This is a genomic window from Mycobacterium sp. (genome assembly GCF_019247615.1).
In the GTDB taxonomy this organism is placed as follows: domain Bacteria; phylum Actinomycetota; class Actinomycetes; order Mycobacteriales; family Mycobacteriaceae; genus Mycobacterium.
The window spans coordinates 13,969-36,413 of record NZ_JAFBAT010000027.1; the positions used below are offsets into that span (position 1 = coordinate 13,969).

General features: G+C 67.1%; 18 protein-coding genes and 1 pseudogene. 12 read left to right on the forward strand and 7 right to left on the reverse strand.

The window, feature by feature from the left end:
- The first annotated feature begins 9 nt into the window (after window positions 1-9).
- Window positions 10-1,221, forward strand: coding sequence for a methionine adenosyltransferase (metK, locus tag JO059_RS01775; RefSeq protein ID WP_293314283.1), 1,212 nt, complete (start codon window positions 10-12; stop codon window positions 1,219-1,221).
- A 107-nt stretch (window positions 1,222-1,328) separates the two neighbouring features.
- Window positions 1,329-4,367 carry a PPE family protein gene (locus JO059_RS01780; protein WP_293314284.1) on the forward strand — a complete coding sequence of 1,013 codons (3,039 nt, stop codon included), beginning with the start codon at window positions 1,329-1,331 and terminating at the stop codon, window positions 4,365-4,367.
- Between the two features lie 40 nt (window positions 4,368-4,407).
- On the opposite strand, the gene JO059_RS01785 is transcribed toward JO059_RS01780, so the two are convergent.
- Entirely contained in the window at window positions 4,408-5,886 is a 1,479-nt protein-coding gene (locus tag JO059_RS01785) for an NAD(P)/FAD-dependent oxidoreductase (RefSeq protein ID WP_293314286.1), read from the reverse strand.
- Window positions 5,883-7,271, reverse strand: a complete 1,389-nt coding sequence (locus JO059_RS01790) for a cytochrome P450 (RefSeq protein WP_293314288.1) — start codon at window positions 7,269-7,271, stop codon at window positions 5,883-5,885. Before JO059_RS01790 ends, JO059_RS01785 begins: the two co-directional genes overlap by 4 nt.
- Window positions 7,272-7,347: 76 nt before the next feature.
- Here JO059_RS01790 and JO059_RS01795 point away from each other — a divergent pair, with 76 nt between their 5' ends.
- Complete coding sequence (locus JO059_RS01795) at window positions 7,348-8,373, forward strand: AraC family transcriptional regulator (RefSeq protein ID WP_293314290.1); 1,026 nt, start codon at window positions 7,348-7,350, stop codon at window positions 8,371-8,373.
- Here the strand turns inward: JO059_RS01795 and JO059_RS01800 are convergent.
- Window positions 8,370-9,341, reverse strand: a complete 972-nt coding sequence (locus JO059_RS01800; RefSeq protein WP_293314292.1) for an alpha/beta hydrolase — start codon at window positions 9,339-9,341, stop codon at window positions 8,370-8,372. The genes JO059_RS01795 and JO059_RS01800 overlap by 4 nt on opposite strands.
- 25 nt (window positions 9,342-9,366) lie before the next feature.
- Window positions 9,367-10,338: an alpha/beta hydrolase gene (locus JO059_RS01805; protein WP_293314293.1), complete on the reverse strand. Its 972-nt coding sequence runs from the start codon at window positions 10,336-10,338 to the stop codon at window positions 9,367-9,369.
- On the opposite strand from JO059_RS01805, the gene JO059_RS01810 reads away from it, so the two are divergent.
- From JO059_RS01810 to ribD, 7 genes are all read left to right on the forward strand, one after another.
- Window positions 10,337-11,122, forward strand: coding sequence for a lysoplasmalogenase (locus JO059_RS01810; RefSeq protein ID WP_293314295.1), 786 nt, complete (start codon window positions 10,337-10,339; stop codon window positions 11,120-11,122). The genes JO059_RS01805 and JO059_RS01810 overlap by 2 nt on opposite strands.
- 139 nt (window positions 11,123-11,261) lie before the next feature.
- A complete protein-coding gene (locus tag JO059_RS01815) occupies window positions 11,262-13,226 on the forward strand; it encodes a primosomal protein N' (RefSeq protein WP_293314327.1) in 1,965 nt (654 codons plus the stop codon).
- A 98-nt stretch (window positions 13,227-13,324) separates the two neighbouring features.
- The gene (locus JO059_RS01820) at window positions 13,325-13,813 is read left to right on the forward strand and encodes a MarR family transcriptional regulator (protein ID WP_293314297.1); all 489 of its coding nucleotides are present in this window, start codon (window positions 13,325-13,327) and stop codon (window positions 13,811-13,813) included.
- 52 nt (window positions 13,814-13,865) lie between these two features.
- Window positions 13,866-14,804 (forward strand): methionyl-tRNA formyltransferase, encoded by a 939-nt coding sequence (gene fmt / locus JO059_RS01825; RefSeq protein ID WP_293314299.1) that lies wholly within the window; start codon window positions 13,866-13,868, stop codon window positions 14,802-14,804.
- On the forward strand, window positions 14,801-16,204 hold the full coding sequence (locus JO059_RS01830) for an rRNA small subunit methyltransferase B (RefSeq protein WP_293314301.1): 1,404 nt from the start codon (window positions 14,801-14,803) through the stop codon (window positions 16,202-16,204). Before fmt ends, JO059_RS01830 begins: the two co-directional genes overlap by 4 nt.
- 110 nt (window positions 16,205-16,314) lie before the next feature.
- Window positions 16,315-17,013: a ribulose-phosphate 3-epimerase gene (gene rpe / locus JO059_RS01835; protein ID WP_293314303.1), complete on the forward strand. Its 699-nt coding sequence runs from the start codon at window positions 16,315-16,317 to the stop codon at window positions 17,011-17,013.
- The gene (ribD, locus tag JO059_RS01840) at window positions 17,010-18,041 is read left to right on the forward strand and encodes a bifunctional diaminohydroxyphosphoribosylaminopyrimidine deaminase/5-amino-6-(5-phosphoribosylamino)uracil reductase RibD (RefSeq protein ID WP_293314304.1); all 1,032 of its coding nucleotides are present in this window, start codon (window positions 17,010-17,012) and stop codon (window positions 18,039-18,041) included. Before rpe ends, ribD begins: the two co-directional genes overlap by 4 nt.
- A 27-nt stretch (window positions 18,042-18,068) precedes the next feature.
- Here the strand turns inward: ribD and JO059_RS01845 are convergent, their stop codons facing one another.
- Together JO059_RS01845 and JO059_RS01850 are read right to left on the reverse strand one after the other, a co-directional pair.
- Window positions 18,069-19,631 carry an MFS transporter gene (locus JO059_RS01845; RefSeq protein WP_293314306.1) on the reverse strand — a complete coding sequence of 521 codons (1,563 nt, stop codon included), beginning with the start codon at window positions 19,629-19,631 and terminating at the stop codon, window positions 18,069-18,071.
- On the reverse strand, window positions 19,628-20,335 hold the full coding sequence (locus tag JO059_RS01850; protein WP_293314307.1) for an LppX_LprAFG lipoprotein: 708 nt from the start codon (window positions 20,333-20,335) through the stop codon (window positions 19,628-19,630). The genes JO059_RS01845 and JO059_RS01850 overlap by 4 nt, the downstream gene beginning before the upstream one ends.
- 84 nt (window positions 20,336-20,419) lie before the next feature.
- On the opposite strand from JO059_RS01850, the gene JO059_RS01855 reads away from it, so the two are divergent.
- Window positions 20,420-21,076, forward strand: coding sequence for a riboflavin synthase (locus JO059_RS01855; protein WP_293314309.1), 657 nt, complete (start codon window positions 20,420-20,422; stop codon window positions 21,074-21,076).
- A gap of 96 nt (window positions 21,077-21,172) precedes the next feature.
- Window positions 21,173-21,936 (forward strand): annotated as a pseudogene (locus JO059_RS01860) (PE family protein); the annotation flags it as partial.
- A gap of 99 nt (window positions 21,937-22,035) precedes the next feature.
- Here JO059_RS01860 and JO059_RS01865 read toward each other — a convergent pair.
- Complete coding sequence (locus tag JO059_RS01865) at window positions 22,036-22,422, reverse strand: hypothetical protein (protein ID WP_293314311.1); 387 nt, start codon at window positions 22,420-22,422, stop codon at window positions 22,036-22,038.
- Between the last annotated feature and the right edge of the window lie 23 nt (window positions 22,423-22,445).

A 22,445-nucleotide genomic window follows, 5' to 3' on the forward strand; every position in this document is an offset into this window, starting at 1 on the left:
ATTGAGACTGTGAGCGAAAAGGGTCGTCTGTTCACCAGTGAGTCGGTGACCGAAGGGCACCCCGACAAGATCTGTGACGCCATCAGCGACTCGGTCCTGGACGCGCTGCTGGCCCAGGACCCACGCTCACGCGTCGCGGTCGAGACGCTGGTGACCACCGGGCAGGTGCATGTGGTCGGCGAGGTCACGACCTCGGCGAAGGAGGCCTTCGCCGACATCACCAACACCGTCCGCAAGCGCATCCTCGAGATCGGCTACGACTCGTCGGAGAAGGGCTTCGACGGGGCATCCTGCGGGGTGAACATCGGCATCGGGGCGCAGTCCCCCGACATCGCCCAGGGGGTCGACACCGCCTACGAGGCGCGCGTCGAGGGCGAGCAGGACCCCCTCGACGCCCAGGGCGCCGGTGACCAGGGCCTGATGTTCGGCTACGCGATCAACGACACCCCCGAACTGATGCCGCTGCCGATCGCGCTGGCCCACCGCCTGTCGCGGCGGTTGACCGAGGTCCGCAAGAACGGCGTGCTGCCGTACCTGCGTCCCGACGGCAAGACCCAGGTCACCATCGCCTACGAGGACAACGTTCCCGTCCGGCTGGACACCGTCGTGATCTCCACTCAGCATGCGGCCGACATCGACCTGGAGAACACGCTCACGCCCGACATCCGCGAAAAGGTCCTCAACACCGTGCTGGACGACCTCGCACACCGGACCCTGGACACGTCGTCGACACGGCTTTTGATCAACCCGACCGGCAAGTTCGTGCTCGGCGGGCCGATGGGCGACGCCGGGCTGACGGGCCGCAAGATCATCGTCGACACGTATGGCGGCTGGGCCCGCCACGGCGGCGGGGCCTTCTCCGGCAAGGATCCGTCCAAGGTGGACCGGTCGGCCGCTTACGCGATGCGCTGGGTGGCAAAGAACATCGTCGCCGCCGGGCTGGCCGAACGCGTCGAGGTCCAAGTTGCCTACGCCATCGGCAAAGCCGCCCCCGTCGGCCTGTTCGTCGAGACCTTCGGCACCGCGACCGTTGACCCGGTCAAGATCGAGAAGATCGTCCCGGAAGTCTTCGACCTGCGGCCCGGCGCCATCATCCGCGACCTGGACCTGCTGCGGCCGATCTACGCGCAGACCGCCGCCTACGGGCACTTCGGCCGTACCGACATCGAGCTGCCGTGGGAGCAACTCAACATGGTCGACGAGCTCAAGCGCGCCGTCTAGCGCCGCGATTCAGACCCAAAGCCCGGCGCGCATCGCTGCGCCGATTTGGCGCGGTATTCGTGCCCAATTTATGAGACACATGTTTTATAGGGCTTTATGGTGACCTGATGGCCGCCAGTTTCGCGGTATCGCCGCCGGAGGTCAACTCCGTGCAGATGTTTGCCGGCGTTGGACCGGTACCGATGCTGACAGCCGCAACGGCATGGGACGAGGTTGCCGCCGAGTTGGATTCCGCGGCTGCATCTTTTGGGTCGGTGATCTCGGGGCTGGCGGGGTCGTCCTGGCAAGGCGCGGCGTCGGTGGCGATGGCGGGTGCTGCCGCACCGTATGCGCAGTGGTTGAGCGCGACGGCAGCGCAGGCCGCACAAGCGGCGGTCCAAGCCAGGTTGGTGGCGGCGGGGTTCGCGGCGGCGCTGGCCGCGACGGTGCATCCGGCGACGGTGGCGGGTAACCGCGCTCGGCTGGGATCCCTGGTGGCGTCGAACCTGCTGGGGCAGAATGCTCCGGCGATCGCAGCCGCGGAGGCCGAGTATGAGCAATTTTGGGCTCAGGATGTGGCCGCGATGCTGGGTTACCATGCGGCGGCGTCGGAGGCGGTCTCGGCGTTGACGCCGTTCAGCTATCCGCTGCAAAGCCTGGGGAGCGTCGCCGGACCGCCCGGCAGGGTTGTCAGGGCAGCTTCGGCCAGCGTAGCCGCGGCCGGGAAAGATGTGGCCGGCCAAGTCGCAGCTGCCAAAGGGGCAATTGCGGAACCCGCGAGTTCGGGACGCGTTTCCTTCGGGATCAGTCTGCCGAGTTTTCCCGTGAGTGAAAGTCGGAGCTACACCTTCACCATTCCTTACAGAACGGTTCTCCCCACGGTCACTATCCCAAGCTTTACCCTCAGCGCCTTCAGCTGGGGCTCGCCAACGAGTCAGTACAGCGGCACTATTGGTCCTGTCACGATCCCTCCCGTCACCATCCTTGGCCCCACGGTGGGGATTAACGTCAGCGAAGTGGTCACTTTCGGTATCACCGGTACCGTCGGTCCCACGAACATCGTGCGCATTGATTTCGTGCCAGTTGGCAACGGCCTGATGAGCTTCCCCGTCCCCAAAATTAGCGTGCTGAGCGGCCCCGTGAACCTCAACGCGAGAATCACAGTCAATACACCACTCACCGGCGACGTCGGGGACATCAGGATCCCCAACCTGCAAATTCCGGCTTTCCCTTTGGATTTGCAATACAACAATACAACCTCCGCAATACAGGCAGACTTGGACTTTACGTCGTTCGGCCCTATTTCGCTGGGAACGATCAGTACCAGTTCAATTCCATTGAGCTTTGACGTAGGCAATGGTCTTGCGTTGGATCTACCCCTCACGGGCACTATCGGGCCCCATATCATTACGCGGTTTAATATTTTATCGCTGCCGGGATTTGGGAATTTGTACGGCCCGTTGCCGGATTTCTTCAACAGTGGCATCGCTGGCGGCCCGGATATCGGTAACTTGGGCATCGGTACATCAGGTTTGCCCGCCATCGGGTCGCTAGGTTTTGGGGTGGGGAGTCACGGTAACGGCTTCTCTTCCCCGTACCACACGAGCAACTGGGGCTTGGCGACCGGAGCCAGGATTATCGGTAGTCATCTGTCGAGTTTCTTGAACCACGGCAGCGTCTTCAGCGCGGGTCCGGCAAATGTCGGCGGCTTAATCGCGGGCTTTGCGAACCTCAGCAATCTCGACGTGGGCAGTGGGAACGTCGGTGTGCACGACATTGGTTTCGGAAACACCGGCAGCCACGACATCGGCCTTGGAAATACGGGCAACAACAACATCGGCATCGGCAACAGCGGAAATCACAACATCGGCTTGGGCGACGGGGGTCTGGGCGGCGGCAACAACAACGTCGGGATCGGGCTAACTGGCGATAACCAGCATGGTTTCGGCGGCTGGAACTCGGGCCCCAACAATAGGGGCCTGTTCAATTCGGGCAGCCGACACCAGGGTATTGGCAATTCGGGCACCGGAAACCGGGGCTTCGGCAACTCGGGCAGCATGAACACGGGCATCGCCAACAGTGGCATCGCGAACACGGGCATGTTCAACACGGGAAGTCACCGCAACAGTCCGATCAATCTGCCCAGCGTGCTCAACGTGCCCGCCATTCCCGTCAACCTCCACGCGAACATCCCCGTCGACATACCGATCACCGGCGACATCGGCCCGATTGTCATCAATATTCCACCGATTAATTCCATCCCCTTGGCCGGCACCGTGAAACTTTCCGTGGGCGGCACTCAGTATGTTAATCAGGCTGTCACCGGCTACTTCGGCTCACCGCCCGGTACCGATTCCAGCCCCATCATCATCAATCCGATCACTATCGACGTCACCCCGCTTAACCTCACCGTGGGCGGCCCAACGACAAACTTGGGTATAAATATCACCGGTAACATCGGTCCCTATCATGGTCTGATCAATCTCGCCAGGCCGCTCAACGTTTCCGGCATTCCCGTCAACCTGCACGCGAACCTACCCATCGATATACCCATCACCGGCAGCATCGGTTCTATCAGCATCGAGCCGATCACCACCAACCAATTCCCGCTACTCATCAATGACACGGTGTTCAGCAACCCGGAAACACTCTCTGGCCCCGTCGGTCCGATCACGATTTCGGCCACGTCTCCCGGGCCCCCGATACCTATCACTACCAGTGCCATCACATTCAACGGGGCCCTCGGCAGTCCGACTACCACGTTAGGTGTAACCAGCACCGGTTTCCTGGGCCCCGTCGACCTCAAAACTATCCGTATCACAAGCGTGCCAGGCTTTGGCAATCTCGTTCCTAGCTTTGCGGTCGGCGTTCCCTATATCCCGTTGAGTCTTCATACGAGCATCCCCGTCGACATACCTGTCAGCGGTGAAATCGGCGCTGTCACCATCCCGCCCATCACGGTTTCTGTACCTCTCGACCTCGTGCAAACTTATCATTTATTTGGTCCACATGAGGTCACGGTTATCGACCAGACGTATCAATTCGACATACCGCAACAAACGCACACAATTCCCAATAACACGTTTAGCTTCACAGTAGGCAGACCGGGAAGGATCTTGCACGTTCCTACTACTTTTAATTTGGGTCCCTTGGCCCTGAAATTCTAATGGCGGAGGTTCGTGCTCGCGGGGGGACCGCCCGTGGTCCTCAACGGCTGAACCGGTAATCGTCGAGATTGAATCGCCGGCTGCGCCAGTAGGCCTCGAGCGTGGTGGCGGGACGGATCGGGACGTCGCCGTTCTTGTCGAAGTAATAGCTATTGGCCAGCCGGCAACTGTCCTGCCAGAAAATCTGCCGGTGCCGCTTGCGCATCATCTCCGCGAAGTACCGGGCGTTGGCCTCCTCGGTGACCTCAACCCGGGTCGCGCCGGTGCGCCGCGCCCGCTTCAGGCACCGCACGATGTGGTGGGTCTGCGTCTCGATGAGCGCGAAATACGATGACCCGACGTAGCCGTAGGGGCCCAGCACGCTGAACATGTTCGGGTAACCGGGGACGCTGACACCCTCGTAGGCCTGGAGTCGGTGTTCGTTCCAGAACTTGCTCAAAGACCGGCCACCGGTGCCCGTGACCGCGTAGGTGGGGACGTGGTCGGGGTCCATGACCTTGAAGCCGGTGGCCAGTATCAGCACGTCGATCTCATGGTTTTCACCGTCGGTGGTGGCCACCGCCGAGGGCGTGACCTTGTCGATCGGTTCGGTGACCAGCCGCACATTGGCGCGGTTGAATGTCGACAGATAGGTGTTGTGGAACCCGGGCCGCTTGCAGCCTACCGCGTATCGCGGGGTGAGCTGGTCGCGCACCACGGGATCGTCGACCTGTTGGCTCAGGTAGCGGCGGCCCGCCGCCGCCATCCGCTTGGCCAGCGGAAACACCGAAAAGTAGTTCACCGAGATCGGGAACGTCAGCTCGACGAACGCTTGGCTGAGCAGCCGCTGGGCCGACTTGCCGCCCGGAATTCGCATCGCCCATCGCGCCGCCGTGGGTAGCGGCACGTCGAATTTGGGGAAGCACCAGATCGGGGTGCGCTGAAAGACGCTGAGCTGCTTGACAATCGGCGCGATCTCGGGGATGACTTGCACGGCGGAAGCGCCGGTGCCGATGATCGCGACGCGCTTGCCCGCCAGGTCCTCGCCGTGGTCCCACCGCGCGGTGTGCATGGTGATGCCGTCGAACGAGTCCACACCGTCGATGTCCGGCAGGTTGGGCACGGTCAGCACACCGGTGGCGCCGATCACGAATCGGGCCGTTAGTTCGCCGCCGGGGTCCGTCTGAATCCGCCACAGCGCATGGTGCTCGTCGAACTCCGCGGCGATCACCTTGGTGTTGAACCGGATTCGCGACCGGATGCCGTATTTGTCGACGCAGTGGTCGGCGTACGCCTTGAGCTCGCGGCCCGGTGCGTATGTTCGCGACCAGCGGGGGCTCTGCTCGAAGGAGAACTGGTAGGAGAACGACGGAATGTCCACGGCGATACCGGGATAGGTGTTCCAGTGCCAGGTGCCGCCGACGCCATCCCCGGCTTCGACGACGAGATAGTCGGCGAAGCCGGCCTTGTCCAGTTCGATTGCGGCGCCGATGCCCGAAAATCCGGCCCCCACGATCAGCGTGTGGTAATCGGGTTTCATCGGCGCCTGCTTGCCGTGACGTGCACCCCGCGCTTGGGCCGCAGAGTCAAGGTCGCCTCGAGTTCGACCGGGTCGTCGGGGCAGAGCTCAAAGGTGAAGCGCTGGCTCATGATTGCCGCCATTAGCACCATCTCCATCAGGGCGAAGCTCTGTCCGATACAGATGCGCCGACCGCCGCCGAACGGCAGGTATGCCGAGCGGGGACGGTCCTTATCCGGCGGACAGAACCGGGTTGGGTCGAAGGTTTCCGGGTCGGGCCACCAGCGTGGGTCGTGGTGGATGTGGTGGATCGGGATGAGGACGGTGGTGCCGCGGCGGATGTGGTGTCCGCCAATGACGTCGTCCTCGATGGCGCGCCGCGAGATGGTCCACACCGCGGAGAAGTAGCGCTGCGATTCCTGCAGGCATGCGGTGGTCCACGGCAAGCTGCCCAGGTCGTCGGCGGTTGGACGGCGAGTACCCAGCACATCGTCGACCTCGGCGAGCATCCGATCCCGGGCCTCGGTGTGCTGCGCCAACAGATACCAGAACCAGGACATGGCATTCGCGGTGGTTTCGTGACCGGCGAGCATGAACGTCAACGCCTCGTCGCGGATCCGCTGGCGTGGCCATCGTCCGCCGTCGGCGCGGAGCAACACATTGAGCAGGTCGGCGGAGTCGGTCGGGTGCAGCAGGCGGTGATCGATCACCGCGTTGACCGCACGGTCGAGCGTCAGCAAGATGTCCTGCATGTCGCGCAACGGTGGCGGCAGCCGGACGCCGCAGAAGGCAAACCAGTGCAGCGCGTCGTAGACCGGCCGCGGCATCAGGCCCCACAATGCGAATCGCTGCAGCCGCTCAGCATGCCGTAGTCCGCGGGTGGCCAGGTCGCTCATGCTCTGGACCAACGGTCCGAAGTCTTGGCTGAACAGGGAATTGGCGACCACGCGCAGGGTGGCCTCGACCATCGTCTCATGGATGTCGAACGGTTTGCCGGTTTCCAGCGCATCGGTGACGTCTGTGATCGGGTCGATCATCAGGTCGACGATGTCGTTCAGGCGGCGCCGCGCGAAGGTCGGGTTCAGGACGCCGCGGTGAGTGGCCCAGGAATCGCCCTCGTCGGTGAGCAGATTGATGCCCACGGTCGCCCGGATGGGCTCGTATTCGTTTGATTTCACGTATTTCAGCCGGGCCTCGTGCAGCACGTGATCGACATATTCGGGGTGGCTGATCGAGACGAAACGTCTACCAGCACAACGAAATCGGACGATATCGTGGCCGCGTGTCCGGCCCGCGAATCCGTTGCCCACATCGAATCCGACAGTGAGGGCTTCCCGCGTCATCGTCCAGGAGCTCAGCCGGGTGGCCGGTCCCGTTCGGGGCCGCTCGGCAGTGAGGATGGCCATAACTCCAACTGTATGGATGACGGCGGCGGTCAGTAATGAGATTATCGGACACAGAGTTGGGAATTTAGGACACCTGATGGAACTTCTGCCGACGCTGAGTCACCCGGTGCATGCGACCCGGGTGCTGTGCGAAGTGGCCAACGAACGCGGGGTCCCGACCAACGAGGTGCTGGCCGGTACCTCGATCGATCCTGCCGATCTCAACAAGCCGGACACGATGGTCAGCGCGGTCGACGAGATCACCGCGGTGCGCCGGCTGCTGGCCCGGCTTCCCGGGGTCGCGGGGATCGGCGTCGATGTGGGCAGCCGGTCCACGCTCACCCACCTCGGATTGTTCGGGTTTGCGGTGATGTCGTGCGGCACTCTTCGCGAACTGTTTTCCATCGCGATGCGCTATTTCTCGCTGACCACGATGCACATCCACCTCACGCTGTTCGAAACCGCCGAAGAGTGCGTCATCGAACTCGACGCCGATCACCTGCCCACCGACGTGCAGGGCTTCTTCATCGAGCGCGACATCGCCGGAATCATCGCGACCACAATCGGTTTCGTGCTTCCGGTGGCGGAGAAATACGCGGACGAGGTCTCGGCTGAGCTGGCGGTCGACGAGGAACTGCTGCGGCCGCTGCTCGAACTGGTGCCGGTGCACGTGCGGTTCGGCCGGGCGCACAACCGGTTGCACATCCCGCGCGCCATGTTCGACGAGCCGCTGCCGCAGGCCGACCCGCACACGCTGGAGATGTGCATGGCGCAGTGCGACGTGCTGATGCAGAAGAGCGAGCGCCGCCGGGGCATCACGGCGTTGGTGCGCAGCAAGCTGTTCCGCGATTCCGGCGTCTTCCTCACTCTTCCCGACGTCGCGGGCCAACTCGGCATCCACCCGCGAACGCTGCGCCGTCGGCTCGCAGAGGAGGGCACGTCCTTCCGTGCCCTGCTCAACGAAGCCCGCTCAACGGTGGCGGTCGACTTGCTGCGCAACGTCGGGCTGACCGTCGAAGAGGTGTCGACGCGGCTGGGGTACACGGAGGTCTCGACCTTCTCGCACGCGTTCAAGCGCTGGCATGGCGTCGCGCCGAGCGCCTACACGCAGCGCGGCCCCTAGGCGTGCAGCGCCTTCCTCAACGCCGCGATCCCGCGGTTGGTGGCCTCGGCGGCGGCGGGTATCACCAGCGCGAAGCTGGCGTAACCGTGCACCAGGGTCGGCTCGTTGCTCAGCTCGGCCGGCACACCCGCAAGGTTGAGCAGCTCGGCGTACCGTGCCCCGTCGTCGCGCAGCGGATCGTGCTCGGCGGTTCCGATGTAGGCGGGCGGCAAACCGGACAAATCGGCCGCATTGGCGGGCGAGAGGGTGGCGGGTAGTGCCTGAGGATCCGTGATGTCGACGCCGGGCAGATACCAGCCCAGAAAGGCGTCGATGACTTCCCGGTCCAGGATGGGCGCGAAGGCGTTCTCGGTGAACGACGGCAGCGACATGTCGGCCGTGACGACCGGGTACCAGAGCAGCTGGAAGGCGAGCGCCGGTCCGCCGTGATCGCGCGCGAGATGCGTCATCACCGCGGCGAGGTTACCCCCCGCGGAGTCGCCGGCCACGGCGATGCGATCCGGGTCGCCGCCGAGGTCGGCGGCGTTCTCGGCCACCCACCGCAACGCGGCCCAGCAATCGTTCACCCCGGCCGGGAAGGGATGCTCGGGGGCCAGCCGGTAGTCGACCGAAACCACGATGGCCTCCGCGCCGACGGCGTGGGAGCGGGCCACGGGGTCGTGCGTCTCCAGGTCGCCCAGCGCGAATCCGCCGCCGTGGTAGAAGACCACCACGGGCAGTGGTCGATCGAGCTCATCCTCGCCGGACGGCCAGTAGATCCGAACGGGAATGTCCGTGAGATCGCCGTAACCGATCGTTCGGTCTTCTACCTGCACCTCCGGCAGCAGCTGCGGCGGCACTTGGAGCTGCCGCAGCCTCGAGCGCGCCACCTCGACACCGTCGGCGGCGCTGAAGGTCATCGGAAACGCGTCGAGCAACGCTTTGAACGTCGGATCGATGCCCGCTCGGGCGATGGTCGGCTCAATCATGCGTTTACCGTACCGTTCCGAGCCGTTAATGCAGCGCAGCTCGCAAGGCGGCGAGCCCGCGATCCATTGCCGCGGTGGCGGCGGGGACCACACCCGCATAACCCAGGTAGCCGTGCACCATGGTGTCGGCGTTGTGCAACTCGACGGGGACGCCGGCAGCGGCCAGCAGCTCGCCGTATCGGATGCCGTCGTCGCGCAGCGGGTCGTGACCGGCCACTGCGATGTAGGCCGGCGGTAGGTTACCGAGGTCTTCAGCCCGCCCCGGCGCCATGCCCGGCGGGGGATCGGAGGGGTCGACTTCGCCTGCATACCAACGGGAGAACGCGGCCACCGCATCGGCGTCGAGGATCGGCGCGGCGGCGTTCTCGGTGAAGGACGGCAGTGACGGATCCCACAGCGTGGAGGGGTACCACAACAGCTGAAAAGCGATCGGCGGTCCGTTGTGGTCACGCGCCAGCTGCGCCGTCACCGCGGAGAGGGTCGCGCCGGCTGAATCTCCGGCGACTGCCATCCATGTGGTCCCCCGATCGACGACGGCACCAATGTCATCGGCGTGCGCGGCGACCCACTGCGTTGCGGCCCAGGCGTCTTCGACGGCGGCGGGATAGGGGTGCTCGGGCGCCAACCGGTAGTCGACGGATACCACGATCGCGTCGGCGCCCACCGCGTGCTGACGCGACGTCCCGTCGTGGGTGTCCAGGTCGCCGACGACGAAGCCGCCGCCGTGGAAATACAGAACGACGGGCGTTGCCGCGCTTCGCCCGGGATGAGTTGGTGGCCAATAGATCCGGATTCCGATTGGGCCGCCGGGACCCGGGATGGCCCGGTCCTCGACCAGCAGCTCGGGGTGCAGCGGGCGGCGCGGCAGGTCGCGGAACCGCCGTCGCAGAGCCTCGACACCATCGCGGGCTGATAGCCGGAACGGAACCGCATCAAGTACCTTCAGCAGAGTGGGGTCGATACCGGGTTTCTCGTCGGCGGTGTCCAGGCTGGGCATGGAAGTACCGTACGCACCCCGGCGGGTGTCGGGGGCCTGGGTCTTGGCCGGCTGGGCAGGGACCGCCTATGGCGTATACCTGACCGTGCTCGCCTTGCGCTCGCCGCCGGGAACCGTGTTGACCGGCCACTGGTTCCTGCAGCCGGTGTTCAAGGCGTCGATGGCGCTGCTGCTGGCGGTCGCCGCGCTGGGACACATCGTCATCCGCGAGCGACGCTGGCTGGTGCCGGCGCTGCTGTTGTCGGCCGCCGGCGACTGGCTGTTGGCGATTCCCTGGTCGACGCTTTCATTCGGCCTCGGGCTCTCGGCGTTTCTGTTGGCACACTTGTGTTTTCTGGTCGCGTTGGTCCCCCTGGCCCAACCGTCGACGGTGCGGGTGGCCGGCGTCATCTTGGTGTGTCTGGTTGCGGTGTCCCTGCTGGCGTGGTTCTGGCCGCACCTGAGCCGCGACAAGCTGACCATTCCGGTGACGGCCTATATGGTCGCGCTGGCCGCGATGGTGTGCATGGCGCTGCTCGCGGACTTGCCGACAATCTGGACCGCGGTGGGGGCGGTGTGTTTCGGGGTTTCCGATGCGATGATCGGCATCGGCCGGTTCATCCTGAACAACGACGCGCTGGCGGTGCCGATCTGGTGGCTGTACGCCGCGGCTCAGATCCTGATCACCGCCGGATTCTTTTTCGGCCGAGTGGATAGCGGTGAGGAATCGGAATACGACGCCGATTACGACGCGGAGTATGACGAGGAGTACGACGAGTACGAATCCGACTCCGACGAGCGATAGTGTCGGTCACCGGCGTTACGGTGGGCCGCGTGGCGAACACATTGGCTGACAAGGTAACTCGGGGCTCGAGGACGCGGTGACGCGGAGCGGCGGTGCGCGCACTCCCGTCGAGGTCGAACCGATCGCCCGAGTGCTGCCGATGCTCTCGGTGCCGCACCTGGACCGCGAGTTCGATTACCTGGTATCGGCCGAACAGTCCGACGATGCGCAGCCCGGCGTACGCGTGCGGGTGCGCTTCCACGGTCGGCTGGTCGACGGGTTTCTGCTCGAGCGCCGCAACGACACCGACCACGCGGGCAAGCTGGGCTGGCTCGATCGTGTGGTGTCGGCCGAACCGGTACTGACGGCGGAAACCCGTCGATTGGTCGACGCCGTGGCGGCCCGCTATGCGGGCACCCGCCCCGATGTGTTGCGGCTGGCCGTTCCGCCCCGGCATGCCCGGGTGGAACGCGAGGCCACGGCGACGGTTGCGCTGCCCGACACGTCGATTCCGGCGCCGGTCGACCCGTCGGGCTGGGACGTTTACGGCCGCGGCGGGCAGTTCCTTGCCGCTCTGGCCGAGTCTCGTGCCGCGCGCGCGGTCTGGCAGGCGCTGCCGGGCGAGCAGTGGGCCGAGCGGTTCGCGGAGGCGGCGGCGCAAACCATCCGGACGGGGCGCGCGGCGCTGGCGATCGTGCCTGATCAGCGCGATCTGGACGCGCTGTGGCGGGCGGCGACGGCGCGGATCGACGAGAACAGCGTGGTGGCCCTTTCGGCCGGACTCGGGCCGGCGGCCCGCTATCGGCGTTGGCTTGCCGCGCTGCGCGGTACGGCGCGCTTCGTGATCGGCACCCGGAGCGCGGTGTTCGCTCCGGTGAGCGACCTGGGGCTGGTCATGGTGTGGGCCGATGCCGATGACACCCTGGCCGAGCCCCGGGCGCCCTACCCCCATGCCCGGGAGGTCGCGATGCTGCGCGCGCATCAGGCACGCTGCGCGGCGCTGATCGGTGGTTATTCGCGGACCGCCGAAGCTCACGCGCTGGTGCGCAGCGGATGGGCGCGGGACATCATCGCGGCCCGGCCGGTGATGCGTGCCCGTACCCCGCGGGTGGTCGCCCTCGACGACAGCGGCTACGCCGACGAACGCGACCCCGCGGCGCGCACGGCGCGCATCCCGTACATTGCGCTGCGAGCGGCTCGCGCCGCGCTGGATGCCGGAGCGCCGGTGTTGGTTCAGGTACCGCGGCGCGGCTACATCCCGTCGTTGGCCTGCGGACGTTGCCGCACCATCGCGCGCTGCCGGCACTGCACCGGACCGCTGTCCCTGCACGAACGCGGCCCGGGTGGCGTGTGCCGCTGGTGCGGACGCGCCGAGCCGATGTTGCGCTGCGCGCGCTGTGGATCCGACGCGGTGCGGGCGGTGGTCGTCGGGGCTCGCCGCACGGCCGAAGAGCTCGGCCGCGCCTTCGCGGGTACACCGGTCGTCACCTCGGCAGGTGACGCGATCGTTGCCGAGGTGGCCGCCAGCCCGGCCCTCGTGGTTGCCACTCCGGGTGCGGAACCCCGCGCACGGGGCGGGTACGGCGCGGCACTGCTGCTGGATACCTGGGCGCTGTTGGGTCGGCAAGATCTGCGCGCGGCCGAGGACGCCCTCTGGCGGTGGATGGCCGCCGCCGCGCTGGTGCGTGCCCGCGGCGACGGCGGCACGGTGTTGGTGGTCGCCGAATCATCCATCCCCACAGTGCAATCGCTGATTCGCTGGGATCCGGTCGGTCACGCGGAGGCTGAACTGGCGGCTCGAACCGAGGTTGGTCTGCCACCGAGTGTGCACATGGCCGCCGTGGACGGGACGGCCGCCGCCGTTGACGCCCTGCTTGCAGAAGCCCGGCTGGGCGAGCAGGCAAGCCTGCACGCCGATCTGCTGGGACCGGTGGATCCGCCGCCGGGTGTGCGCCGCCCGGCGGGAACCCCCGCCGGGGTACCGGTGACCAGAATGCTGGTGCGCGTGCGCCGCGAGCAGGGCCTGGCGCTGGCGGCCAGCCTGCGACGGGGCGCCAGTTTGCTCAGTGCCCGCCAAGGCCAGGAGCCGGTTCGGATCCAGCTAGACCCGTTGCACATCGGTTAAACACCCGGTGCCAAATCGATCCCTATGGCGATAATATGTGTCGGAATGTGTCACCGAGTCCGATATTGGATGTTGGCCGGCAGGGGGAGAGGGCAGCGATGGTTTCGGACCACGTGACCTCGGCCGACGAGTCGCTGGACGCCATCACCGACGCGTTGCTGACGGCTTCCCGGTTGCTGGTGGCCATTTCGGCGCGTTCCATCGCGCAGGTCGACGAGACGATCACCATTCCGCAGTTCCGGACCCTGGTCATCTTGGCCAACCGCGGTCCCATCAACCTCGCCACGCTGGCGGGTTTGCTGGGTGTGCAACCTTCGGCCACCGGCCGGATGGTCGACCGGCTCGTTGCCGCCGGGCTGATCGACCGGCTGCCGCACCCGACGTCACGGCGCGAACTGCTGGCCGCGCTGACCAGGCGCGGCCGTGAGGTGGTTCGGAAGGTCACCGCCCACCGGCGTGCCGAGATCGCCGGCATTGTGGAGAAGATGCCGCCGCCGGAGCGCCACGGTCTGGTGCGGGCGCTGACGGCGTTCACCGCCACCGGGGGGGAGCCAGACGTCCAGCTGGACGCGGATATCGATGTGTAGCCTGCTGTCGATCAGGCGTGGCCCCCATCGAGCCGCTTCTTAGACTGGGCCCGTGCGTCTCGTCTTCGCCGGCACCCCGGAACCCGCGCTGCCCGCGTTACGCCACCTCATCCACTCAACCCGGCACGACGTGGTCGCGGTGCTGACTCGACCCGACGCTGCGGCCGGTCGTCGCCGCAAGCCGGCGCCCTCACCCGTGGCACGCGAGGCGCTCGCCCGCGGCATTCCACTGCTGCGGCCGGAGCGCCCCAATTCGCCGGAGTTCGTCGCCGAACTGTCGGAGTTGGCACCGGATTGTTGCGCCGTCGTGGCCTACGGCGCGCTGCTGCGCGACGCCCTGCTCGCCGTGCCCCCATGCGGCTGGATCAACCTGCACTTTTCGCTGTTGCCCGCCTGGCGCGGCGCGGCACCGGTGCAGGCCGCGATCGCCGCGGGCGACACGATCACCGGAGCGACCACCTTCCGGATCGAGCCGGACCTGGACAGCGGACCGGTCTACGGGGTGGTCACCGAGGCGATCCGTCCCACCGACACCGCGGGTGATTTGCTTGCGCGACTTGCAGTTTCGGGTGCGGAGCTGCTGTCGGCGACGCTGGACGGCATCGCCGAGGGCACGCTGACGCCGCAGCCGCAACCGACCGACCGAGTCAGCATGGCGCCGAAGATTACCGTCGAGCAGGCCCGCGTGCGTTGGGAATTGCCGGCGGCCGTGGTGGAGCGCCGGATCCGCGCCGTCACTCCGAATCCTGGCGCGTGGACCGTCATCGGTGAGTTGCGGGTCAAACTCGGGCCGGTGCGGCTCGGCGACGGCTGCGCCCCGCCGGAGCCCTTGGCGCCCGGCGCAATTCACGTAGACCGACAAGGCGTGTGGGTAGGTACCAGCTCGGAACCGGTACGGCTGGGCCAAATTCAACCGCCCGGCAAGAAATTCATGGACGCCGTCGACTGGGCGCGGGGCGCCCGGCTCGATCCCGCGGCACGGGCGTCATGAATCAACCCCGTCCGCGGGACCGAGGCAGCGGCAAGGACCGTCGAGCCCTGGACCCGGCCCGTGCCGCGGCGTTCGAGGTGCTGCGCGCCGTCAGCGAGCGCGATGCGTACGCGAACCTGGCGCTGCCCGCGCTGCTGCGCGAGCGCGGAATCAGCGGGCGCGACGCTGCTTTCGCCACCGAACTGACCTACGGCACCTGCCGCACCCGGGGACTGCTCGACGCCATCATCGGGGCCGCCGCCGGGCGGTCGCCGGAAGCCATCAACCCCGTCCTGCTCGACCTGCTCCGGCTGGGGACTTATCAGCTGCTGCGCACCCGGGTCGACCCGCACGCCGCCGTGTCCACCACGGTGGATCAGGCCGGCATCGAATTCGATTCGGCGCGAGCAGGTTTCGTCAACGGTGTGCTGCGGACCATTTCCGGCCGCGACGAGAAGTCGTGGGTAGCCGAGCTGGCTCCCGACGCGGCGCGAGATCCGATCGGGCACGCGGCCTTCGTGAGCGCACATCCGCGCTGGATCGCGCAGGCCTTTGCCGACGCGCTGGGTGCGGCCGCCACTGAACTCGACGAGCTGCTGGCCAGCGACGACCAACGGCCTCAGGTGCACCTCGCGGCGCGCCCCGGAGTGCTGACGGCCGCCGAGCTCGCCGATGCGGTCGGGGGCACCATCGGTCGGTATTCGCCGTACGCGGTGTATCTGCCGAAAGGGAATCCCGGCCGGCTCCAACCGGTCCGCGACGGCTCCGCCCTGGTCCAGGACGAGGGCAGCCAGTTGGTTGCCCGGGCCGTGACGCTCGCGTCCGTCGAGGGCGACGCCGGACGGTGGCTGGACCTGTGTGCGGGTCCGGGCGGCAAGACCGCGCTGCTCGCCGCGCTCGGCCGGAGTCAATACCCAGAATCCGGGGCTCGCATCACGGCCGTGGAGCCGTTGGCGGGTCGCGCGGATCTGGTCGCGGAGAACACCCGAGGGTTGCCGGTCGACGTCGTGCGCGTCGATGGGCGCCGCAGCGGTCTCGAGCCGGGCTTCGACCGCGTACTCGTCGACGCGCCGTGTACCGGGTTGGGGGCGCTGCGGCGGCGGCCCGAGGCGCGCTGGCGCCGCCGGCCCTCCGACGTGCCAACGCTGGCAAAGCTGCAGCGCGAGCTGCTGGCCGCCGCAATCGAGCTGACCCGGCCCGGCGGAGTGGTGCTCTACGCGACGTGCTCGCCGCACCTCGCGGAAACCGTTGGGGTGGTGGGCGATGCGCTGCGCCGCCATCCGGTGCGCACACTGGACGCCCGCCCGCTGTTCGAGCCCGTCCGAGAAGGCCTCGGGGATGGCCCGTATGTGCAGCTCTGGCCGCACCGGCACGGCACCGACGCCATGTTCGCGGCCGCGCTACGCCGCTTACCGGCGTAGCGCGGGCGCGACTTGATGACCGTGCCGCGGCCGCGCTACGCCGCTTGCCGGCGTAGCGCTACGCCGCGCCTGAGGTGAGCCCGTCGGCCGGGCTGCGTAATGTGGCGCGCATGGCTCGCAGTTCGGGACCTCTGACGGGGCCGTTGATCGCCCCCTCGATCCTCGCCGCTGATTTCGCCAGACTCGCCGACGAAGCGGCCGCCGTGCGGGGCGCCGACTGGTTGCATGTCGACGTGATGGACAACCACTTCGTGCCGAACCTGACCATTGGCCTGCCGGTCGTCGAGGACCTACTGGCGACCACCACCATTCCGATGGACTGCCATTTGATGATCGAGGACCCGGACCGCTGGGCGCCCCCGTACGCCGAAGCGGGTGCCTACAACGTCACCTTCCACGCCGAGGCCACGGACAACCCCATCAGCGTCGCCCGCGATATCCACGCCGCCGGCGCCAAAGCGGGGCTCAGCATCAAGCCCAAGACTCCGCTGGAGCCGTACCTGGAGATCCTGCCGCACTTCGATACCTTCCTCGTCATGTCGGTGGAGCCCGGTTTCGGCGGTCAGAGCTTCATCCCCGAGGTGCTGGGGAAGGTTCGTACGGTGCGGAAGATGGCCGACGCGGGGGAGCTGACGATCCTCGTCGAGATCGACGGCGGCATCAACGAAGACACCATCGAGCAGGCCGCCGAGGCCGGCGTCGACTGCTTTGTCGCCGGCTCCGCGGTTTACGGTGCCGACAATCCGGAGGCGGCATTGGAGTCATTGCGCCGACAGGCCGCGGGCGCGTCACCGCATCTGCGCGCATGAACCAGCCCCAGTCGGTCAAGAGCATCGACGACGCGATGCGCCTGGCGATCGAACAGTCTTACTCGGTCAAGGGCACCACCTATCCGAACCCCCCGGTCGGAGCGGTCATCGTCGACCAGGAGGGGCGGGTCGTCGGCGTCGGCGCCACCCAGCCCGCGGGCGGGGACCACGCCGAGGTGATGGCTCTGCGCCGGGCCGGCAGCTTGGCCGCCGGCGGCATCGCGGTGATCACCCTCGAGCCGTGCAATCACTTCGGGAAGACGCCGCCGTGCGTGAACGCCCTGATCGACGCGAGGGTCGCGACGGTGGTCTACGCCGTCGGCGATCCCAACGCGATCGCGGGCGGCGGCGCGGGCCGGCTCCAGTCGGCCGGGGTGCAAGTTGGGGCAGGGGTGCTGGCCGACGTCGTGGCCGGCGGACCGCTACGGGAGTGGCTGTACAAGGTAAGGACCGGACTGCCGCACGTCACCTGGAAGTACGCCAGCAGCCTCGACGGCCGCAGCGCTGCGGCCGATGGCACCAGTCAGTGGATCTCCAGCGAGGCCTCGCGGTTCGACCTGCATCGCCGGCGGGCCATCGTCGACGCGATCGTCGTCGGCACCGGCACCGTGCTGGCCGACGATCCGGCGTTGACCGCCCGGCTGGCCGACGGTTCACTGGCGCAGCGCCAACCGCTGCGGGTGGTGGTGGGCACCCGCGAGATACCGCCTGAGGCAAAGGTTCTCAACGACGATTCGCGCACCATGGTGATTCGTACTCGCGACCCGATGGAGGTGATCAAGGCGCTCTCGGACCGCACCGATGTGCTGCTCGAGGGAGGCCCCACTCTCGCCGGCGCATTCCTGCGAGCCGGGGCGATCAACCGCATCCTTGCCTACTTCGCGCCGATCCTGCTGGGCGGTCCCATCACGGCGGTCGACGATGTCGGGGTGCCCACCATCGCGCGGGCGTTGCGCTGGCGGTTCGACGGCGTCGACCGGGCAGGTCCCGACCTGGTGCTCAGCCTGGTGCCGCACGGCTACGGATGAATGAATGACTCAGCCGGCTAGCTGCAGTCAGTGCGCTCGGGCCGGGTTTGTCTCGGCCTGCTGCTCGGGCACTTCCGGTTCTTCGGCATGCTCTTTGCGGCCGCCGACCAGCAGGCCCAGCAGCGCTCCCACCACACAGATGCCGACCGTGACCTTGAAGATGTCGCCGTACATCTCGGCGAACGCCTGGAGGTACAGGGTTGCCTGGGCGGCCACCCGCTCGAACAGGGTGGCATTGGGGGGGATCGCCGCCGTCAGCCCCGCCACGATCTGGTTGAACCGGTAGAACCCCCAGGCCGTCAGCGCGGCGATACCGATCAACATCCCCGTCATGCGGGCCACCACCACGGACGCCGAGGCGATGCCGTGTTGCGCGGCCGGGACCACCCGCAGCGCGGCCGACGACAGCGGCCCGATCACCAGGCCGAGTCCAAGACCGGCCACCAGCAGGTCGGCGTGCAAGGCCGGCACGCTGAACAACCCGAAGATGTTGTGCCGGTGCTCCATCACGTCTTCGCGCCAGTAGTGGATCAGCCAGTACCCGTAGGCGGCGATGAGCAACCCGATGAAGGTCATCAACCGGTCGCCGATCCGGGTGGCGATCCACCCGCCCAGCACGGCGCCGACCGGCAGCGCGATGAGGAACCACAGCAGCAACCCGGCGGCCTGATTCTGGTTCATCTGCAGCACGCCCTGCCCGAACAGCTCCACGTCGACCAGCGTCACCATCAGCGCCGCACCCGCGGCCAGCGAGGCGCCCAGGGCGGCGAGGAAGGGGCGGAAATGCACGCCGGTCGGATCGATCAGCCGGGTGCGCGAGAAGCGCTCCCACACCACGAACGCCACCGCGGCGATAACGGCCCCGATCACCAACGGCAGCCCGTAGCTCGGCAGCACCTGCTTGCCGTCGGGGTTGGGGTTGTACAGCCCGATCACGGCGAGACCCAGCGCGATGGCCAGCAGCAGGCCGCCGACCAGGTCGATGCGCTCCGGCTCATCGGTGCGTTCCCGCGGCGGCAAGCTGAACTGGATCATCGCCATGGCGATCAGGGTGAGCGGCACGTTGATCCAGAACACATACCGCCAGTCGTGGAACAAATAGACGATAAAGATGCCGTAGAGCGGGCCCAGCACGCTACCGAGCTCCTGCGCGGCGCCGATGCCGCCCAGCACGCCGGCGCGGTTGCGTTTCGACCAGAGGTCGGCACCCAGGGCCAGGGTGACGGGCAGGAGTGCGCCGCTGGCCACGCCCTGGATGGTTCGGCCGGCGATCAGCAGATGGAAATCACCCCAATGCCCGGCCAGCGCGGTGATCACCGACCCGACGATGAAAAGCGCGAGGCTGGCCTGCAACAGCAGCTTGCGGCCGAACCGGTCGGAGGCCCGCCCCAGCAGCGGCATGGCCGCGATGTAGCCCAGCAGGTACATCGTGACGATCCAGGTGATGCGCTGCAGCTGGTTAATCGGAATCCCGACGTCGTGCATGATGTCGCGCATGATCGTGACCACGACATAGGTGTCGAGGGCGCCCAGCAGTACCGCGAGGCTGCCCGCGCTGATGGCGACGCGGCGTCCCGCCTGCGCTCTCACGAGGTCACCGGGGGCTTCGTGACGTTGACCGCCTGGCCCCAATTGGAGAACGTCATCTGAACCGAGTTGCCGGAGCTCTTCTGCAAACTGGCCTGGACGAGCTGGTGGTCGCCGGTCTCCTGGATCCACACCGTAGCCGGCACCGGCTGCGTCGCGTTGAACGGCGGCGCGAGCTTGTTCACCGCGTCCGCCGAGACGTTTCCGCTGATCTTGATCGTCGTCTGCCCGTTGATGGTTTCGCGGCCCTCGGCCTTGGCGTTGGTGAAGTTGTTCAGCGCGTTTGCCAAGCCGGAGTCCGGATTCAGGATCACCGAGGGATCGTAGATGTCGGAGGCCTTACCGAAATCGCTCCACTTGTTCGGCGTGAGGGTGGCGTACAGGTCGCCGTCGACGACGACGAAGTCCAGTTGCACGTCGGCTCCCCCTAGCGTGACGGTGGCGTTGCCTTGCGCGGCGGTGGCCGGTGCGGTGGTGAGGTCACCGGTGAGGACCTTGATTGGCATGCCCGTGATCTTGCCGTTCACCGTTAACACGAGATGGCCACTCTTGACGTTCTTGGTGGTTTCGGCGGATTGCTTGACCAGTGTGGTGGCGTCGGGCAGCGGGCCCCCGCTCTGCTTCGAACCTGACGAGCACCCGGCGATGGCAGCGGTGGCAAGGGTCAGGGAAGCGAGCACGGCAAAGAGACGGTGGCGGGTGTGCATACCCTGCATCGTAGAGGGTGCCGGTTAGCGGCCCCCCGAACGCGGGACCCGCTTCGCCCGTCGTCCACGCATTAACCTGGTGCGATGTTCACCGGAATTGTCGAGGAACTCGGGGAGGTGACCGGCCGCGACGTCCTCACCGACGCCGCGCGCCTGACGATTCGGGGGCCCGTGGTGACCGCCGACGCCGCCCACGGTGATTCGATCGCCGTCAACGGGGTGTGTCTGACTGTGGCCGAGTTGTTGCCGGACGCCCGATTCACCGCCGACGTCATGGGCGAAACCTTGAACAGATCCAATCTCGGGGAATTGCACGTGGGCAGCCGGGTGAACCTGGAGCGCGCCGCGGCGGTCAACAGCCGGCTCGGGGGGCACATCGTCCAAGGCCACGTGGACGGTACCGGCCGAGTGGTGGCTCGTTCACCCTCCGAGCATTGGGAGGTGGTGCGCATCGAGATGCCGGCGGCGGTGGCCCGCTACGTCGTCGAGAAGGGATCGATCACTGTCGACGGGGTGTCCCTGACGGTCTCGGGGCTGGGCGCCGAACCGCGCGACTGGTTCGAGGTATCGCTCATCCCGACGACGCGGGAACTGACCACGCTGGGCGGTGCTCCGGTCGGAACGCGGGTGAACCTCGAAGTGGACGTCATCGCCAAGTATGTCGAGCGGTTACTTACTCGCGGTGGCTCCGCGCCCCGCGCCGCAGAATCCGCGCCCCAGAACACTTTTCGACACATGTAGAGCAAAACGCGGAATGCTGGGCTGAAACCCGCGTACTCTCATAGAGCTTTCACATAAATCCCGGTAGCGATGTGTCGACGGCGTGGCGGAGTAGCGATGTCGTATCTCGTGGCGGTTCCCAGGGTTCGTGGCTTCGGCGGCGTCGGATCTGGCGGGCATCGGCTCGGGGCTGACCGCGGCGAATGCGGCGGCGGCGCCGTCCACGACCGCGGTGGTGGCGGCGGCGGGTGATGAGGTGTCGGCGGCGATCGCATCGCTATTTTCCACTCATGCGCAGGCTTTTCAGGCGTTCGGTGCGCAGGCGGCGGCGGCGGTTCATGCCTAGTTCGTGCAGACGATGAATGCCGCCGGGAGCGCCTACGCGGGCACCGAAGCGGCTAACGCCCCTGCATTGCAGAACACTGGCAAGACGTGCGGGCGGTGATCAATGCGCCCACCAACTTCCTGTTGGGGACCCCTTTGATCGGCAAGGGGGCCAACGGGGCGCCGGGGACCGGGCAAAACGGGGGGCCGGGCGGGCTGTTGTTCGGGCCCGGCGGTGACGGCGGGTCAGGTGCGCCTGGGCAGCCCGGCGGCAAGGGCGGCACGCTTGGTTTGTCGGCAACGGCGGCCGAGGCGGCGCCGGCGGGGCCGGCACCACGGGCTCCGCGGCCAACGGCACCAACGGCGGCAACGGCGGGGTCGGCGGTACCGGGGGCAATCCCGGCAACAACGGCAACAGGGGCTCGACCAACACCGGTGCTGTCGGCAGCGGCGGTTTCGCCGACAGCAACGGCGGTGGTGGCGGCGGCGGAGTCGCTGTCGGAGGCGACTTGAGCGGTTTCGCCGGCGGCGGCATTGGCGGCAATGGGCGGCTAGCGCTGCCGGACCAACCCCAAGCGCACTTTTGGCCGCAGCGGCGGCGTGCCGCTGCGGCCAAAAGCCCTAATTTTTCAGATCAGCTGGTTATTCGTTCCTGATCAGAGAGGGGTCCAAGCCCCGTTGTTCCAGAATCCCCAACCATTCGCGTCGGCGTTCCATACGACCTGTGCCCATGGCGCCCACACCGGTGGCGGCGGCATCGGCCGCGCCCACGGCGGCGGCGCACCATAACCGGCCGGGCCGCCGTAGTTGTCGTCCCAGTCACGGCAGTTGTTCCAGTTCTGGTAGGGGCCCAAGCCCGGGTCCCACTGGTCGCCCGGGCACCAGTGGTGGTGGTACATCGGTGCGGGAGGCGGCGCGGCCTGGGCGGCACCCGCTGTCAGGCCGAGCATGCCCGCGGCCACGCCACCGGCCGCCAGCGCGCCCGTGCACAGTCGAAGCCACGGCCGTGATTGCTTGGTGGTGTTCGATTCGTTGATGGTCATGCCCCAGCCCATTCCCCGTGCGA

What these genes read in the sequence shown, in the direction of transcription:
- JO059_RS01780 (WP_293314284.1), top strand. Translation starts at nt 1,329, where the DNA reads ATGGCCGCCAGTTTCGCGGTATCGCCGCCGGAGGTCAACTCCGTGCAG.
- JO059_RS01785 (WP_293314286.1), bottom strand. Translation starts at nt 5,886, where the DNA reads ATGAAACCCGATTACCACACGCTGATCGTGGGGGCCGGATTTTCGGGC.
- JO059_RS01790 (WP_293314288.1), bottom strand. Translation starts at nt 7,271, where the DNA reads ATGGCCATCCTCACTGCCGAGCGGCCCCGAACGGGACCGGCCACCCGG.
- JO059_RS01795 (WP_293314290.1), top strand. Translation starts at nt 7,348, where the DNA reads ATGGAACTTCTGCCGACGCTGAGTCACCCGGTGCATGCGACCCGGGTG.
- JO059_RS01800 (WP_293314292.1), bottom strand. Translation starts at nt 9,341, where the DNA reads ATGATTGAGCCGACCATCGCCCGAGCGGGCATCGATCCGACGTTCAAA.
- JO059_RS01810 (WP_293314295.1), top strand. Translation starts at nt 10,337, where the DNA reads ATGGAAGTACCGTACGCACCCCGGCGGGTGTCGGGGGCCTGGGTCTTG.
- JO059_RS01805 (WP_293314293.1), bottom strand. Translation starts at nt 10,338, where the DNA reads ATGCCCAGCCTGGACACCGCCGACGAGAAACCCGGTATCGACCCCACT.
- JO059_RS01815 (WP_293314327.1), top strand. Translation starts at nt 11,262, where the DNA reads ATGCTCTCGGTGCCGCACCTGGACCGCGAGTTCGATTACCTGGTATCG.
- JO059_RS01820 (WP_293314297.1), top strand. Translation starts at nt 13,325, where the DNA reads ATGGTTTCGGACCACGTGACCTCGGCCGACGAGTCGCTGGACGCCATC.
- JO059_RS01830 (WP_293314301.1), top strand. Translation starts at nt 14,801, where the DNA reads ATGAATCAACCCCGTCCGCGGGACCGAGGCAGCGGCAAGGACCGTCGA.
- rpe (WP_293314303.1), top strand. Translation starts at nt 16,315, where the DNA reads ATGGCTCGCAGTTCGGGACCTCTGACGGGGCCGTTGATCGCCCCCTCG.
- ribD (WP_293314304.1), top strand. Translation starts at nt 17,010, where the DNA reads ATGAACCAGCCCCAGTCGGTCAAGAGCATCGACGACGCGATGCGCCTG.
- JO059_RS01850 (WP_293314307.1), bottom strand. Translation starts at nt 20,335, where the DNA reads ATGCACACCCGCCACCGTCTCTTTGCCGTGCTCGCTTCCCTGACCCTT.
- JO059_RS01855 (WP_293314309.1), top strand. Translation starts at nt 20,420, where the DNA reads ATGTTCACCGGAATTGTCGAGGAACTCGGGGAGGTGACCGGCCGCGAC.
- JO059_RS01865 (WP_293314311.1), bottom strand. Translation starts at nt 22,422, where the DNA reads ATGACCATCAACGAATCGAACACCACCAAGCAATCACGGCCGTGGCTT.